We start from the raw sequence: 16,353 nt of genomic DNA on the forward strand, positions 1-16,353 counted from the left end.
GTAATCCTGAAATTGTTGAATGACTTAAGAAAATATTAAGTGTTTCGATAAGCTCAACAGGATTAGGTTTTTAGAAATTTATAATACAGTCTTTTTAATATATTAATTATTTATAAGCTAATACCTAAGGTAAAGGCTCTGGCTGGAGTTGCAATTGTGCCTAGTGCGGCAGCTGCTCCAGTAGTTAAATTCACGGTATAAATTTTCTGAACACCAGCTACAGTAAATAATCCGTAAGCAGTTCCTGATGTTGAGCCAATATCAAAACCATTTGCGGCCTCCACATTAAAGCCAAGCGCACCAACATCTACTAAAGTACCTAAGTTCGGCGGATCTTGTTTGTATAATCTATCCGTTTGCGAATCAATATCAAATAGTACAGTGGTCGTAGCGCCAGCAACATTATTCGTATAGGCTGCACCTGTAATATTTGCTGTAGCCATCGAAATGTTGCCATCAACAATTACGGTACCGTCTGCTGGATTAAAACGTAGATTCTGGCCTGTGTTGCTTACAATTCTAATTCTATCAACTGTTGGATTAAAATCAAATCCAAATGAAGTTCCAGAAAGTAACGTAGTTAGAGGTGCCGTGCCTACCAAAGCAGCAACGCCTGATGATGCGTTAATTGTATAAATTCTGCTGGTACTGCCAAGTGCAAATAACTGACCATTAACTGGGCGCATATCTAAACCAAGAATAGTTTCCCCTGTTTGCATTCCAGTAATTGGTTTCGAAATTGACGTTGGTGTTGTAGCAAGCGGATTGAAAATTAAAAGATCGTTTGTTGCTGATATGGCGTAAGCCACAGGTTCTGTCGGAATTGCGATTCCAGTAATCTGTTGAGTGAAATTACCAATTTTAGCTGCTTTTCCACTGGTTAAATCTATAGTGAAAAGTGATGAAGTACCTGCAACAGATAATGCCGCAAGCGCAGAAGTTCCATCTGGATTAATATCAAATCCACTCGCATCCTCTACATCAAAACCAAGACTTCCAACTTCAACCAGTTTACCATCATTAGGTGGATCCTGTTTGTGAAGTTTATCATTAGCTACATCAATACCAAATAAAACAGTAGTTGTTGCTCCTGCTTTATTTTGTGTGTAGGCAGAGGCCGTAATTTTTGCATTTGTTACGCCGTTAATTGCGCCATCGGTTGCGGCAACAGCGCCTGTTTCTGGATGCAAGCGCAAGTTCTGCCCTGTTGATGTAACCAATCTGATTCGATCAACGGTTGGATTAAAATCAAATCCAACAGAAGTGCCCGTAAGAGCGGGTGTAAATGGCGTTGCAGAAACAGCTCTCGAAATACCTGTTTTCGGATCGATAATATATAAACGGCTGGTACTCCCCACGCCATAAAGTTGTCCCGTTGCAGGTCTGAAATCAACACCTAAAATGGTTTCGCCAGTTTGTAAACCCGATAAAGTTACCTGTGAGGTAATACTCGAAGGATTTTTAGCATTAACCAATAGCAATTTGCCATCAGCAGTTAGCGCGTAAACGTTTAAATCAGGACCTGGAACTATCGTTTCCTGGTCGTTGTAACCTTTGTCTTTTTTGCAAGATGAGAATATGAAGGTTAAAGATAAGATACATAGTACCGCTATCAGTGTATGTTTAGTTTTAAGCATTTTTAAAATTTTTTATTTAAGGAATTGTTTAATTATTCGAAAAACTAAAAATTTTTAGGAGGTTGCTGTAAAACTTTTGAATAAGTGGTTGGGAGATTAGGATTGTTTTTAAGGTAGCTGATTTTACTTTGGTGAAGGAAGGCAAAATTGGTAAAGTGGGTTAAAATAAATTCGCCAGGTTTAACTTTACCTTCGTTTCCATTCTTTTCTTCACTTCCAGTTTCTATTTTTTCGCTTTTATCTTTTTCTAAATCTTCTTTTGATGAAATTGAGGTGGCAGGGCTTATTAACGACGATGTTAACTTTGCGCTTAAGCAAAGCAAGAGAAAAAATGAAAGCAGAAATAGAAAGGAAAACTTTCCCATAGAGTAGCAGCTTGTAACCATACTTACGACTTTATGGAATAATTGGTTTTCCTGAAGATTATTTTTCCTAAAAAAAAAGCCTTGAATAAAATTCAAGGCTTTCAGATAACAATTTATTGAATTGTTGAGGCGTTAAGTTTTTCAACTTTTTTGCGGTACGACCAGTAGAAAACGATCGGATAAACAAAAAGATTAAATATGGTATTGGTTATTAAACCACCGATAACTACAATGGCTAGAGGCTTTGAAGCTTCAGATCCAATTCCAGTTGAAAGTGCTGCGGGCATTAAGCCAATTGCGGCCATCATGGCGGTCATTAATACAGGCCGAAAGCGGCTGGCAATTCCATCTTTCATGGCATCGGTAAAAGTCCATGTTGGATGATGTTTTAAGGTTACGATATTACTTTTAAATCGGGTAATCAGAATAACTCCATTTTGCACACAGATTCCAAATAAGGCAATAAACCCAATGCCAGCAGAAATGTTAAAGTTTACACCTGCAATTAATAGCGCCATTATACCGCCTATCATTGCAAAAGGAACGTTATTCAATACAAGCAAGGCATCGCGGACATTCCCGAACAGTACAAATAAAATGAAGAAAATAAGCAATAAACTTACTGGTACGGCCTGAGATAATCTTGCGGTAGCTCGTTGTTGGTTTTCAAAATCGCCTGCCCATTCTAACTTATATTCTTTGGGCAGTTTAATTTTTGCGTTTACCTTTTCCTGTGCTTCCGCAATTACACTACCCATATCTCTACCCCTGATCGAGAATTTTATGGCACCATAACGTTTGTGCTTATCCCTGTAAATTATACTTGGGCCTGTAATTTTTCGGATGCTTGATATTTCGCCTAGCTGAACAGTTGAACCAGATATTGTTGGAACCTGCAATTTTGCAATGGCACTTTCATCATTTCTAAAATCTTCGGGATATCGGATAATCAAATCGAATTTTCGTTCTCCCTCATAAATTTGTGTGGCAGCTTTACCGCCGATTGCCATTTCAATTACCGAATTTGCATCAGACGTGCTTACGCCATACAAGGCCATTTTCTTCTGATCGAGGTTGATTTGTAATTCTGGCTGACCAAGATTTCTTAAAATCCCTAAATCTTCAATTCCATCAACTGTTTTCAGAATCTCTTCGATTTTTTCTTCTTCTTTTTCCATGAATTCGAAATTATCGCCGAATAATTTGACTACAATAGAGCCTTTAACACCAGAAACGGCTTCCTCAACATTATCAGAAATAGGCTGTGAGAAATTTAAACTTATTCCAGGGAAGCCTTTTAGTTTCTCCTGCATACGTTCGATGAGCTGCTCTTTACTTTGCTTGCGTTTCCATTCCTTTCGAGGATAAATATCTACATGAAATTCCATATTATAGAAGCCTGTAGCATCGGTACCATCGTTCGGCCGCCCTGTTTGCGACATTACCTGTTTAACCTCGTCAAAACTCAAAAAGATTTTACGCATATCATTCGAAAGCTTTTTGGTTTCGTTAAGCGATATACTCAATGGCCCCGTTGCCCGAACGTAAATGGAGCCTTCATCCAAACTTGGTAAAAATTCGGTACCCAAAAACTTAAAACTGAAAGCCCCAAAAACTAATATGATAATGGAAATGGCGAAGGTTAATCTTTTCTTACTGAAACAGGCATCGTAAAATTTCAAGGTAATTTTTGTAAGCCATTCTAAAAAGATGTTATGTTTTTCTTTTACATTTTTTTTGAGCAGCAAACTCGCCATTGCAGGAACTAAAGTAAACGTGAGTATTAAGGCGCCTAAAAGCGCAAAACTTAATGTCCATGCCAATGGCGAAAACATTTTACCTTCTACTTTTTCGAAGGTAAAAATTGGGAGTAATCCAGTAATAATAATCAGTTTGGCAAATAAAATACCCTTACCATTCTCTAGCGAAGCTTTTTTAATAATGCCTAGTTTACTTATTTTGTTAAATCGCTCCATGCCAATTTTCCTGGCTTGGTGGTCGAGCGCAACAAAAATTCCTTCGACCATTACGACTGCACCATCGATAATTATTCCAAAATCTATCGCACCCATCGATAATAAATTGGCAGGCATTCCTTTCAATTTTAAACATATAAAAGCAAAAAGCAATGCCAATGGTATAATGATGGAAACGATTAGAGTTGTTCTCCAGTCGGCCATGAAAAGGAATACAATGAGGGTTACAAATATGATTCCTTCCAACATATTGCCCATCACGGTATGTACCGAATAATTAACCAAATCCTCACGATCGTAAAAGGCATTAATTTTTACATCTCCTGGAAGGATATTGTTATTGATGTCGTCGATTTTCTCCTTTAAACGGGCAATTACTTCACTTGGATTACCCCCTTTTCTCATCACCACAATTCCTTCAACCACATCGGGGTCATTATCTCTTCCAACCTGTCCGAGTCTTGGCAAGGCCGATTCGGCAACTTCGGCAATGGTTTTAACATAAACTGGTGTTCCGTTAATGTTGTCAACCACCACATTTCTAATTTCATCGATGTTGTTTAAAACGCCGATACCCCGAACAACATAAGCCTGGCCGCCTTGTACAATTACATCGCCGCCAACATTAATATTGCTTTTAGATACGGCCTCGAATAAGTCGGTAGCACTAACTTTGTACTGTATGGCTTTTTGCGGGTCAACCGTAATCTGATAAGTTTTTACTTCGCCACCGAAACTAACCACATCGGCAATTCCAGAAACTGAAAGCAGTTCGCGTTGAATCACCCAATCCTGCAAAGTTTTTAACTCCCGAACCGATTTTTTATCGCTACTTAAAGTGTACCTGAAAATTTCACCTGTGGGCCCGTAAGGTGGCTGTACTTCTGGCTGAATGCCTTCGGGTAAATCTGCTTCTTCCAGGTGATTATTTACCTGAACCCTGGCTTCTGCATAATCTACATCATCTTCAAAACTTACTTTTACAATGGATAAACCAAACAGAGAAGAGGAGCGGATACTGGTTCGCTTTTCTGTTGGATTCATGGCAATCTCTAAAGGTCTGCTTACAAATTTCTCTACCTCCTCGGCACTTCTGCCTGGCCATTGTGTAATAATGGTAATGTTGGTATTGGTAACATCTGGAAATGCATCAATTGTAGTGCTTTTAAAACTTAAATAGCCTGCAACAATTAATACAAAGGTGCTAAAGAAAATGAAGTACTTGTTTTTAAGCGCAAAGCCAATAATATTTTTAATGAATTTATTCATTATCTGAAATTTATAGGTTGATGAAAAATTATTGACTTTTAAGGCTTTCAAAAAGAAAAACCTGTTTCGATGCGATAATTAAATCACCAGCATTTACACCACTAGTGATGTACGTTTTATCGGCCGTTTTTCTGCCAATTTGTATTTCCCTAATGCTTACCTTTTTATTTTGATCCAGTACAAGCAAGTAATTTTTGTTTTCATCAAAAATTACGGCGCTGGAGTTTACCACGGGCAAATTGCTGTTTGTACTTGCCGAAACTTTTACTGTACCCAACATGCCTGGCTTTAGCAGAAAATCGGGATTTGATATAACCACCCTGGCGCTCATTACTTTAGTGTCCTGATCGATCAGGTTGTACAGTTTATCGATTTTCCCTGTAAAAACCTGATCAGGATAAGAAAGTGTTGTCAGTTTTACAGCATCACCAGTTTTTATTTTTGAAATATCTGATTCGTAAACATTAATCATAGCCCAAACATTCGATAAATCTGCAATTGTAAAAAGGCTTTTATCATGATCAGGTCGTAGTTGCATGTTGTTGGTTACATTTTTTTCGATAATAAAACCTTTAATGGGCGATTTAATGGCGTAAAATCCATTTTTGCTGCCGCCATTTAACTTTAGTACAGCGGTTGAACGTTTAGCTTCTGCTTTTTTAACCTGATAATCGTTTTTTGCATCTTCCAATTCCTTGGCAGAAGAAAGTCCGCTTTCATATAATTGTTCGGCTTGTTTCATGGAACGTTCTGCGCTCTTTAATTCTGCGTTGGCTGCGATAACCTCTTTGTCGAAACCTGCCATTTCCGAGCTATTAACCGTAGCCAATAACTGCCCGCCCGAAACTTCATCGCCCAATCGAACCGCAACCTGGTTAACTATTCCGCTCACCATAGGGAAAAGCTCAGAACGACGTTCTTCATTTGCCGTAATTTTAGCCGAAAACATCAGGTCGGTTTTATTATTCGCCTGTTCAACCGTATCAATAACCAGGCGGTTAAGAAGTGAATCGGTTATGGCAAATTTTTCGACTGGAGTTTCGGTTTTGTGCTCGCTGCAGGCAAAAAATAAGGCAGTTGAAGAAATAAGAATGCCTTTAACGATGTTTTTATGGAGGATTTGCATGTTGATTATTTAAAGATATTTGAACCTGTAACGAAATTGATTTCTGCCCTCGAACTCATCCGTTCGTATTGAAGTTTATTAAGCTGAAGTGTGTTGTCTTTGTAAGATTCGTACAAATCGAGAAATTCAATTAAGCTGATGTTTCTTTCCCTGAAATTTTTAATTAAACCTGTGATTAGTTTGTTGAAATCGGAACTAAAATCTGGATCAATTTCCTGTAAACTCTGCTCATTTCTAATGGCGGTTTTATAGCTGTTAAAAACTTCGTTTTCGAGGATTAATTCTTGCCTTTTGATACTTGTATTTGCCGCATCTATTCCAATTTTAGCTTTCTTGATTTCACCCTGATTTCTATTGAAAAGGGGGATTGGGATTTTTAAACCTAAGCCAGTATATTTTTCGGGATAGTTACCCTTCAAATCGTAGCTTAAAGAAAGTTCGATATCGGGAATAGCCATTGCTTTTTGAAGTTTGAGATTGGCTTCATTATATAATAAATCTGTTTTAGCTAATTTTAAATCCGAACGGTTATTTCGTGCCGAATCTAACAGATTGTTGTAACTGATTTGGGTAGTTAACGACTGATTATGATTAACTGCCTGCAACATTAATGTTATTGGAGTAGCAGGCTGAAGGCCACACATTAACCTTAAATCCTTAAAATTATCTTCCAGTTCGTTCAATAATTCGGTGCGTTCTGCTTTTAAACCAATTAATAATGATTTAATTCGGATCACATCTTTTAAGGCAATATTGCCAACCTTTAACTGAATGTTGTAGGCTTTTAAAAGTTGATCGGTAGATGCGATTTGATTCTCGTAAACTTTAAGCGATTGCGAGGCAAAATAGCTTTTGTAAAAAGTATTTTGAAGCTCAAATTTAAGCGTTCGCATTAAATCGAAATACTCTAATTCGGCTAACTGTACGCCAGTTTGTGCCAGTTTAATGTTTTTATTCCGTTTACCTGCCAGTTTAAAGAGTTGAGAAATTGAAGCTGCATATTGTCCGCTTTCGTAAGAAGTTTGCAGGAATTTTTTGGTTTCATGGTTATAGAATAAATTCTCATATTCTAATTGCGGGTTATCGAAAAGTTTGGCCGTAATAATTTCTGCTCTGGCACTTTCAATTTGATAATTGCGAAGTAAAAGTTCGTAGTTGTTTTTCAGGAAGAGCTTTTCAGCCTGAATTAAATCTAAATGTAAAGTGTCGTTTTGTGCAAAAATATTGCTCGCCGATGTAGCGAAAAGAAATAAAAGCAGGAATTGTATTCTTCTCATTCGGCAAAGCTATTTTTACCGAATTAAAGTGGAATTAAATCGAAATTAAAAGCAGATTAAACTTGAGGTAGTGTGATGGTAAATGTTGTACGGCCTTGTTCAGAACGCGTAACGTTTAGATTTCCCTTAAAAAGGTGAATAATTTTTTGGGCCATGTATAAGCCCATTCCTTCTCCTTTTTTGCCGCTTTCTTTTGATGTTGTGTAAAATGGCTTAAATATTTCTTCCTGTTTTGTAGCTGATATGCCTATGCCTTGATCTGTTATGTGAATGGCGCAGGTAGAATCTATATGGTTAAGTTCGCAGATAACGGCTTGGTTATCTGAAAATTTAAATGCGTTAGAAATAATATTATCAATTGCAATTTGAAGTAAAACAGAATTTGCAGAAACCTTAAGCGCCCCTGGAGTAGTACTATTATCGGTAAAAGTAAATGGAAACATTTTTGAATCCCGCCATTCTAACTCAATATCTTTAAGTAGCTTATTTAAACTAACTGGAAATAGCTGAGCATTAATTAATTCTACATCCATTTTTGCCAGAGTTAACAGACCAGTAATTATATCGTCCATTTTCTCTGCATCTTCCAGCATATCTGCAATTGCTTTTTTGTATGATGTGTTTTCCCTTTCTTTCGAAAGGGTTAATTCAGCGTTCATCATCATTCTGGTAATCGGCGTTCTAAGCTCATGCGAGGCATTGGCTACGAATGTTTTTTGGAGGATAAAAGCTTGTTCCAGTTCTTCCATTAAATGGTTAAAGCTTTGGGCAATTAAATTAATTTCATCTTTATTTTCAGTTTCCCGAACCCTGAAAGCCATGTTTTTTGAACCAATCTGTTTTACTTCGAGCATAAAAAGATTTAAGGGTTTGAGCATTTTTTCGGCTACCCACCTGCTTAACAATAATACCAGAATGGAGATGAGCAGAAAGGTAAAAATCATAATTTTCAATAGCTTGCTCAACCTGTTTTGCGACCCTTGATCTGCTGCGGAAGCAAGAATTACAAAATCGCCCTGGTTATCTTTATAGAAAATTCCAACCACCTGGCGGTTCCCATCGCTATATTTTAAACGCCCATTTTTCCGAACTTTGTTAATGGTTGATGTGGTCCAGTACTGGGCAGAATCACTAATAAATGTTGCCCGATTTTTTTCGTCGTAAATACGGATCACCTCGCCGTTTAGTTTTTGCAGGTATTTATGTCGAATGGTATTTAAAGCATCTCGGCTTATTTCGTCGGCCTCTAAATACAGTTTGGCGGTAACCATTGTTCGGTCGGTTAAGCGCTCAAAAAAATCTGCCTGCAAAAATTTCATAAAAGTGAAATACACCATACACAAAACCGCAAAGAGCATAGACGTGCTAATTAGGGTAAAGTACAATGCAATTCGGTCTTTTATTTTCATTATTTAAGAATATAGCCCATATTAATTTTAGTATGAATTAATTTCCGTTCGAAATCTTTATCGATTTTCTTTCTTAGAAAGTTAATGTAAACATCGATAACATTGGTGCCTGTATCGAAGTTAATATCCCAGGCTTGTTCAGCAATAAATTGACGCGATAACAAACGGTTTGGATTGCGAAGAAAGAGTTCGAGTAAGATAAATTCCTTTGCGCTAAGGTTTATTAACCTTCCCGCCCGGGTTACTTCTTTGCTGTAAGTATCCAGGCATAAATCCTGATAAAACAGTTTGTGTGTTTCGGTACTTGCTGGCGAAGCATTACGGCGAAGTAAAGCAGCAGCCCTAATCAGCAGCTCTTTTAAATGGAAGGGTTTTACCAGATAATCATCAGCCCCAGCTTCAAATCCAATCACCTTATCGTCAATTGTACCCATTGCGGTAAGCATTAAAACAGGCTTGTTTATTTGGTTATCGCGTAATTGTTTACAAAGCTGGATACCGTTAATCCCAGGCATCATAATATCGATAATGAATAAGTCGAAGTCTTTTTCTAAAAACAATTCAAGCGCTTCAATTCCGTTAAAAGCAAAATCCGCTTCATAATCATTTTCCTCGAAGGCAGTTTTTAGCAGTTCAGCAATTTTTTGATCATCTTCTGCAATTCCTATTCTTGGCATAAAAACAAAAGTAATCATCTGATTTTAAAAGACGATGTGTAAGTTTTTTGATCGCTTATAATTAAAATAAAGTTTGCGATATGCTGCAAATTCTATAAATCGCTAAATCAATTTGTTTACATTACATATTTTACCGACTTTATCTTTCAAGATTAGTAAAAACCTTAACACACTTTTTGTGTTAAGACTGAAACTTATAGCTTATGACCAATAAGATTACTTTACCCATTTGGACCATGTTAATTCCTGTTTTGGGGATTGTTGTATACCTGTTAACTAACCTGGATTTAGGTGTTTTTATAAAAGTTGTTTTGGCCTTTATGTTAATTGGTAGTGTTTTGGCTTCGGTTCATCATGCAGAAGTTATAGCCCATAAAGTTGGCGAACCTTTCGGAACAATAATACTAGCGATAGCCATAACAACTATTGAGGTTGCGCTTATTGTTTCTTTGATGCTTAGCGGAGGAGATGCCGTAAAGGAGTTGGCAAGAGATACTGTTTTTGCCGCTGTGATGATTATTATTACGGCAATTGTTGGTATTTGCCTTTTAAAGGGAGGCATAAAATTTAAGGAACAAGTTTACCAGTTGCAAGGCGTAAATGCGGCTTTAATAACGCTTATGGCTATTGTCGTGCTCACGCTAATATTACCAAACTTCACCATTAGTGGCCCAATAGGCGAGTACAATACCAACCAGCTTATCTTTGTTTCGGTAATATCATTAGTTCTTTATGGTGGTTTTATTTTTGTGCAAACCCACCGTCATCGCGATTATTTTCTGCCAAAAGATTCGAAATCAGAAGATGATCATGCACCAGAGCCAAATAGAAAAACGGCAACCGTTAGCTTAATTTTTTTATTGCTTAGCCTGGTTTTAGTGGTGTTAATGGCTAAATACCTGTCTTACGATTTAGAAAACATTGTAATCAGTGTAGGTGCTCCAAAATCTTTAGTAGGTGTAATAATTGCGGCCATTGTACTTTTGCCCGAAGGCCTTGCAGCTTATCGTGCAGTTAAAATGAATCGTTTACAAACCAGTCTTAATCTTGCACTGGGTTCTGCATTAGCCAGTATTGGTTTAACCATTCCAGCTGTAGCTATTGTTTCTATTTTTATGAATATGCCTTTAGTATTGGGTGTTGATGCAAGATCTACTGTACTCCTTTTACTTTCGATGATTACACTTGTTTTTACACTGGCAACAGGAAAAACGAATGTGCAGCAAGGGATTGTATTGCTCGTAATATTTGCCTCCTATCTATTTTATACTATTGTGCCTTAAGTTATTGATTCAATAGCTTTATCTTGATTTTATTTCTTGCCTTAAGCTAACCCTTTTTTAACAGTCAGTTAACAATGGGGGGCTAACTTTGTCGGTAACTATGGACATTAACCAGACCGAAGATTTAAAGCTTTTGGCTCAATTAGAGAACGATAATGAAAAAGCGTTCGATCACTTGTTTGCCAAATATTATCCAGGTTTAATTCGGTTTTGTAAATCTTTGCTGAATAGTTCCGGCGATGAGGCTGAAGATGTGGTTCAGGAAATTTTTTTAAAACTTTGGCAGCAGCGAAAAAATGGCACAATCCATACTGCACTGAACGCTTTCCTGTATATTTCTGTAAAAAATAAAGTAAATGATCATTTTCGCAGAAGGCATTTAACTACTTACGCACCATTAAATCTGGTCGAAGAAAAGCCTATGGATGATTACTTGGCGCCAGATCATTTACTGATGTATAAAGAATTGGATCTGGATATCAACCAAATGATAAGTTTGTTGCCAGAAAGAACCGAACTGGTATTCAGGATGAACAGAAACGATTATCTTTCTTACACTGAAATTGCTGAGATGCTAAACATTTCAATTCACTCTGTGAAAACACATATGTACAGAGCTATTAAGTTTCTTAAGGAAAATTTCCGCCATTACAATTCTCCGTTTTAGTGTTAAGGCATTATTAAGCATGTTATCTTTCTGTTAATTCGAATGAGCCTTGTAAGGAAGCTTACGTTGCAACTCGTCTTCCCTTTAAATTCATCAGAACATTTTGGAAGAACGCGAAATATATTTATTGATTACCAGATACCTGCAAAAACAGACTAATACAACCGAAAATGAAATGTTGGCTGATTGGATGACTTCATCGGCCGATAACGAACAAACATTTGAAGAAATAAAACAGGCGTGGCTCAGCGTAGAAAAACCTAACGTTTCAGAAAGTGCTAATGCATTATCAAAGCTAAAAAATAGAATCCGGCAAGGAACAGATCAGCAAATTAAAACTAAGAAACTGTTTCCATTGAAATGGAGTAGGATTGCTGCCAGCTTAGTTCTAATCGGTTCACTATCATTTGCCATCATTTTTCTTGCTCAATCGCCTAAGAAAAGCATAAATGTTATGAATAGTTTGGCAACAAAAGTGGGCGAAATGAAAACCATTACGTTAAGCGATGGTACAAAAATTTCACTCGGTTCAAAAAGCATTTTGCGTTATCCTGTTAAGTTTGAAGAAAACGAACGCAGCATCCAACTGGATGGAGAAGCTTATTTCGAAGTGAGCAAAAATCCACACAAACCATTTGTGGTTAATACGAACGATTTAAGTGTGAAAGTTTTAGGAACACACTTCAATGTCAATGCATCCAAAAATCAGGTTTTTACAACGGTTTCACTTTTAGAAGGCAAAGTAGAGGTAAATCTTAACGACGATCAAGATGGCGCTTACACGCTTAAACCTGGCGAAGAACTCTCTGTTAACCGCAATAACTTGCAGGTATTTCAACGAAAATTAGATAGTGTTAGTGTACTCGGCTGGATGACTAAAACGCTTGTTTTTAGTAATGATAAATTAAGTGATGCCGCGGTTAAAATCGAAAATATGTACGGCGTAAAACTTGTTTTTGCCGATCAGGCTACTGCTGATACAAGGCTTTACGCACAATTTAATAATGATAAACTTGATGATGTTCTTGAGATTATTTGCTCTACAGGGAATTTAATTTATAGTAAAAATGGAAATAAAATTTACTTAAGCGCTAAATAATGAACTAGTAGTGAAAGTGTAACGAATTGGCTTGTGCCAGGCATAAGCTAAAAAAAGAAACCGGCATGGACTAGATGCCGGTTAATCGCCAAATAAACATTGAAAAATTTAACTAACGAATTAGCTAATTTATGCAAAAAAAGATTTACAACTCATCTTTAATTTCCTTGAAAAGAGGTTTGTGGATAGCCTGCCTATTCCTTACCATTTTTAACAACGCCTTTTCCATTCCGAAATTGAATGGCGAGCAAAGCCTTGCAGAGGTAAAATGCTCCATTAAAACAACTAATAAATCGCTCGAGCAAGTGTTCGATATTATCCATAAACAAACGAATTTTAGTTTCGTTTGCGTGGATAGGAATGGTTTTCTTCAAAAACAAATCAGTTTAAATGAAGGCAATAGTAACCTGGAGCTTGTACTGAAAAAAATTGCTGCAACTGTACCTTTCACTTATACCAAAGTGAGCAATAAAATTATTTTAAAACCTTTAGAAAAGATTATCGTAGAAAAAAATGCTAGAATAATTAAAGGTCATGTAACTGATGATAAGAAATTAGGTTTGCCTGGTATATCCGTTTTAATAAAAGGTACTAAAACAGGTACGGTAACGAATCAGGAAGGAGATTTCTCCATCAAAGCCGATAACGGCGATGTTTTGGTTTTTAGCAGTATCGGTTACATCGTAAAAGAAATAACCATAGATAATGCCAACGCTTATCAGGTTGAACTAAAAGAAGACGCTCAAGGATTGTCGGAGGTTGTTGTTACAGCTTTAGGTATCAAAAAAGAACGTGCAAAATTAGGTTACGTTGTACAGGAAGTGATGGGCGAAAACCTGGTTAAAGCTAGAGAACCAAATATTATAAACTCGCTTACTGGTCGGGTGGCTGGTTTAAATATTGCAAATTCAACTGATCTTTTTCAAAATCCAACCATAACATTGAGGGGTAGAAAACCACTTCTTGTTATAGATGGTATTCCAGATCAATCGGCAGATCTTTATCGCGTTAATGCCGATGATATTGAAACAGTAACCGTATTAAAAGGTGCAAATGCATCAGCATTGTATGGCTCTATTGGGCAAAACGGTGCGATTATGATTACCACTAAACGTGGAAAAGGGAAGGATTTAAGTGTCGATGTAAATAGTTCTACTCAAATTCAACCAAGTTTTATCCGAATTCCAGAAGTTCAAACAGAATATGGCGCAGGATTTAAGGGAAAATACACCTATACAGATGGTTCTGGTGGTGGACCAGAAGGTTCTGGATGGATTTGGGGACCAAAGTTAGATCAGCCAGATCCAACAACTCCAAGCGGTTTTTTCGAAACGCCACAATTTAATAGTCCTGTTGATCCGGTTACTGGAAAATTAATTCCTTTACCATTTATCTCGAGAGGGAAAAACAATGTAAAAGATTTCTTCCAAACGGGATTAATTTCAAGTAATAATATCAGTATTACGCAAAGTAATGAAAAGGGGGCTTTTAGGGCTTCAGCATCACACATCTATCAAAAAGGAATAGTTCCAAATACTGATTTAAACAATAGCTCGTTTAATGTCTCTGGTAATTATAAATTATCTGATGCATTTACTATTGATGCAAGGTTAAACTATAACCGTCAGTTCACTAAAAATTTCCCTGAAACGGGTTACGGACCAACAAATTATCTTTATAATCTAGTGCTGTGGACTGGGCCAGATGTAAGCGTAGAGGATTTAAGAAACTATTGGGTTCCTGGTAAAGAAGGTATCCAGCAGCGCAATTATAATCTATCTTATTATAACAACCCGTTTTTCCAGGCTTACGAATATCTGCGTGGATATGATAAAGACAACACTTTTGGGTCTTTAAACATGAACTATAAGATTAGCCCTGCATTTAGTGTTCAATTCAGAAATGGTGTAAATTCTTATGGTTTAAACCGTACTTATAAAGAGCCAAAAAGTTATATTGGTTACGGCAATAAATCGAGAGGACAATTCACCGTTGCGACTGGTAATTATATTGATTTGGTAACGGACTTAATCGGCGATTATAACCATACTTTTACTGATAAATTTAAATTACATGCTCAGGTTGGTGCGGCTAATTATTATAGAAATAACAAATACGGTTCTACCAATACGGATGGATTAACGATTCCAGGTTTTTATAATCTTAGTAACTCTGCAAGTCCTATTCAGGGTACTAACTTTATTGAAGAAAGAAGAACAAGCAGTGTTTATGCTGTTTTGGATCTTGAATTTTTAAACGCAATTTACCTAACGGGTACAGGGAGGAATGATATAATTTCAACCTTGCCAACTGCAAACAATAGTTTCTTCTACCCATCGGTAAGTTCATCAGTAGTGGTTTCACAGTTAACTAAATTGCCAAACTGGTTTACGTATTTAAAAGCACGGGCTTCGTGGTCGAGAGTTTCGAGTGCTACGCTAAATGATAACGATTATACTTATGGCTATTTACCTTCATTTGATAAGGGAACAATTTGGAACAGTACACCTTCATTAACTTTTGGTGGAGCCTTGTTAAGTGGTAACCTTACACCACAAACATCCGATAGCTGGGAGATTGGTTTGGATACCAAGTTTTTCAAAAACAGATTAAATGTTGAAGCAACTTATTATCAAACAAGAGATTTTAATAATATCGTTTCTATACCAATATCTGTTGGTAGTGGTTACACCAGCCAGTTAGCTAACGGAAATGTTTATCAACGTAAGGGACTTGAGTTTGTAGTTTCTGGAACAGTGTTAAAAAGTAGCAGTTTTCAATGGAATATGGCTGTTAACCTGAGTAAATATCGCAGATATTTAAAAGAGATTTACGGTGGAGCTGAAACCTTAAACTTCCTTCGGGTAGGCGATAGAACAGATAAAATTTATACCACGGTATATCAAACGAATAATCAAGGTCAAATTATCTATGGAAGTAACGGTTTCCCATTAAATGATACATTTTCGAGGTTTATTGGCTACCAATCGCCAGATTGGACTTATGGGATTGAAAATACGTTCAATTACAAAAGCTTTACTTTAAAATTCCTGGTAGATGGACGTTTGGGTGGTATGATGTATTCTACAACCAACCAGAAAATGTGGTGGGGCGGAACCAATCCTGGTACGCTTAATCAATATCGTGTGGATGCCAATGCTGGTAAATCAACATTTGTTGGCGATGGTGTTATTGTAACAAGTGGAGCTGCAACCTATAACGCAAATGGCGATATTTTAACAGATACCCGTGTTTTTGCACCGAATACAAAGGCAGTTAACTACATCGATTATATGACAAACACCAGTAACGGTGCCTACAATAACTACAACTATTTCTCGCAAACGTTTTTAAAATTAAGAGAGGTAACTTTTGGATGGCAAGTGCCAACAAAATTATTGGGTAAATCTTTCATTAAAGGGCTGGATTTCTCTGTAGTTGGCCGAAACCTTTTGTTATTCTCTAAAATGCCAAACGTAGATCCAGATCCGGCAGTGGATAATCTGCAAACTCCTTCAACCCGTTCATTTGGTTTTAATGTAAACCTGAAATTTTAATCTGAATGTAT

11 protein-coding genes are annotated in these 16,353 nt (G+C 36.9%); 4 read left to right on the forward strand and 7 right to left on the reverse strand.

Going from position 1 to position 16,353, the window contains the following annotated elements; genetic code table 11:
- Window positions 1-110: 110 nt before the first annotated feature.
- The 7 genes from ABD692_RS04855 to ABD692_RS04885 form a co-directional block, all read right to left on the reverse strand.
- Window positions 111-1,637 (reverse strand): DUF4394 domain-containing protein, encoded by a 1,527-nt coding sequence (locus ABD692_RS04855; protein WP_344765440.1) that lies wholly within the window; start codon window positions 1,635-1,637, stop codon window positions 111-113.
- 44 nt (window positions 1,638-1,681) lie between these two features.
- Window positions 1,682-2,002 (reverse strand): hypothetical protein, encoded by a 321-nt coding sequence (locus ABD692_RS04860; RefSeq protein WP_344765442.1) that lies wholly within the window; start codon window positions 2,000-2,002, stop codon window positions 1,682-1,684.
- 113 nt (window positions 2,003-2,115) lie between these two features.
- Window positions 2,116-5,247, reverse strand: a complete 3,132-nt coding sequence (locus ABD692_RS04865; protein WP_344765443.1) for an efflux RND transporter permease subunit — start codon at window positions 5,245-5,247, stop codon at window positions 2,116-2,118.
- 28 nt (window positions 5,248-5,275) lie between these two features.
- Complete coding sequence (locus tag ABD692_RS04870; RefSeq protein ID WP_344765445.1) at window positions 5,276-6,373, reverse strand: efflux RND transporter periplasmic adaptor subunit; 1,098 nt, start codon at window positions 6,371-6,373, stop codon at window positions 5,276-5,278.
- Window positions 6,374-6,378: 5 nt separating this feature from the next.
- The gene (locus ABD692_RS04875) at window positions 6,379-7,650 is read right to left on the reverse strand and encodes a TolC family protein (RefSeq protein ID WP_344765447.1); all 1,272 of its coding nucleotides are present in this window, start codon (window positions 7,648-7,650) and stop codon (window positions 6,379-6,381) included.
- A 56-nt stretch (window positions 7,651-7,706) separates the two neighbouring features.
- Complete coding sequence (locus ABD692_RS04880; RefSeq protein ID WP_344765449.1) at window positions 7,707-9,059, reverse strand: sensor histidine kinase; 1,353 nt, start codon at window positions 9,057-9,059, stop codon at window positions 7,707-7,709.
- Window positions 9,059-9,754, reverse strand: coding sequence for a response regulator transcription factor (locus ABD692_RS04885; RefSeq protein WP_344765451.1), 696 nt, complete (start codon window positions 9,752-9,754; stop codon window positions 9,059-9,061). The genes ABD692_RS04880 and ABD692_RS04885 overlap by 1 nt, the downstream gene beginning before the upstream one ends.
- A gap of 185 nt (window positions 9,755-9,939) precedes the next feature.
- Here ABD692_RS04885 and ABD692_RS04890 point away from each other — a divergent pair, with 185 nt between their 5' ends.
- From ABD692_RS04890 to ABD692_RS04905, 4 genes are all read left to right on the forward strand, one after another.
- Window positions 9,940-11,019 (forward strand): calcium:cation antiporter, encoded by a 1,080-nt coding sequence (locus ABD692_RS04890; RefSeq protein ID WP_316762447.1) that lies wholly within the window; start codon window positions 9,940-9,942, stop codon window positions 11,017-11,019.
- 100 nt (window positions 11,020-11,119) lie between these two features.
- Window positions 11,120-11,686 carry an RNA polymerase sigma factor gene (locus ABD692_RS04895; protein ID WP_316762444.1) on the forward strand — a complete coding sequence of 189 codons (567 nt, stop codon included), beginning with the start codon at window positions 11,120-11,122 and terminating at the stop codon, window positions 11,684-11,686.
- Between the two features lie 103 nt (window positions 11,687-11,789).
- Window positions 11,790-12,785, forward strand: coding sequence for a FecR family protein (locus tag ABD692_RS04900; protein WP_316762442.1), 996 nt, complete (start codon window positions 11,790-11,792; stop codon window positions 12,783-12,785).
- 131 nt (window positions 12,786-12,916) lie between these two features.
- Window positions 12,917-16,342, forward strand: a complete 3,426-nt coding sequence (locus ABD692_RS04905; RefSeq protein WP_344765457.1) for a SusC/RagA family TonB-linked outer membrane protein — start codon at window positions 12,917-12,919, stop codon at window positions 16,340-16,342.
- Window positions 16,343-16,353 lie beyond the last annotated feature (11 nt).

This window comes from Pedobacter ginsengiterrae (genome assembly GCF_039537385.1).
Classification (GTDB): Bacteria; Bacteroidota; Bacteroidia; order Sphingobacteriales; family Sphingobacteriaceae; genus Pedobacter; species Pedobacter ginsengiterrae.

What these genes read in the sequence shown, in the direction of transcription:
- ABD692_RS04855 (WP_344765440.1), bottom strand. Translation starts at nt 1,637, where the DNA reads ATGCTTAAAACTAAACATACACTGATAGCGGTACTATGTATCTTATCT.
- ABD692_RS04860 (WP_344765442.1), bottom strand. Translation starts at nt 2,002, where the DNA reads ATGGGAAAGTTTTCCTTTCTATTTCTGCTTTCATTTTTTCTCTTGCTT.
- ABD692_RS04865 (WP_344765443.1), bottom strand. Translation starts at nt 5,247, where the DNA reads ATGAATAAATTCATTAAAAATATTATTGGCTTTGCGCTTAAAAACAAG.
- ABD692_RS04870 (WP_344765445.1), bottom strand. Translation starts at nt 6,373, where the DNA reads ATGCAAATCCTCCATAAAAACATCGTTAAAGGCATTCTTATTTCTTCA.
- ABD692_RS04875 (WP_344765447.1), bottom strand. Translation starts at nt 7,650, where the DNA reads ATGAGAAGAATACAATTCCTGCTTTTATTTCTTTTCGCTACATCGGCG.
- ABD692_RS04880 (WP_344765449.1), bottom strand. Translation starts at nt 9,059, where the DNA reads ATGAAAATAAAAGACCGAATTGCATTGTACTTTACCCTAATTAGCACG.
- ABD692_RS04885 (WP_344765451.1), bottom strand. Translation starts at nt 9,754, where the DNA reads ATGATTACTTTTGTTTTTATGCCAAGAATAGGAATTGCAGAAGATGAT.
- ABD692_RS04890 (WP_316762447.1), top strand. Translation starts at nt 9,940, where the DNA reads ATGACCAATAAGATTACTTTACCCATTTGGACCATGTTAATTCCTGTT.
- ABD692_RS04895 (WP_316762444.1), top strand. Translation starts at nt 11,120, where the DNA reads ATGGACATTAACCAGACCGAAGATTTAAAGCTTTTGGCTCAATTAGAG.
- ABD692_RS04905 (WP_344765457.1), top strand. Translation starts at nt 12,917, where the DNA reads ATGCAAAAAAAGATTTACAACTCATCTTTAATTTCCTTGAAAAGAGGT.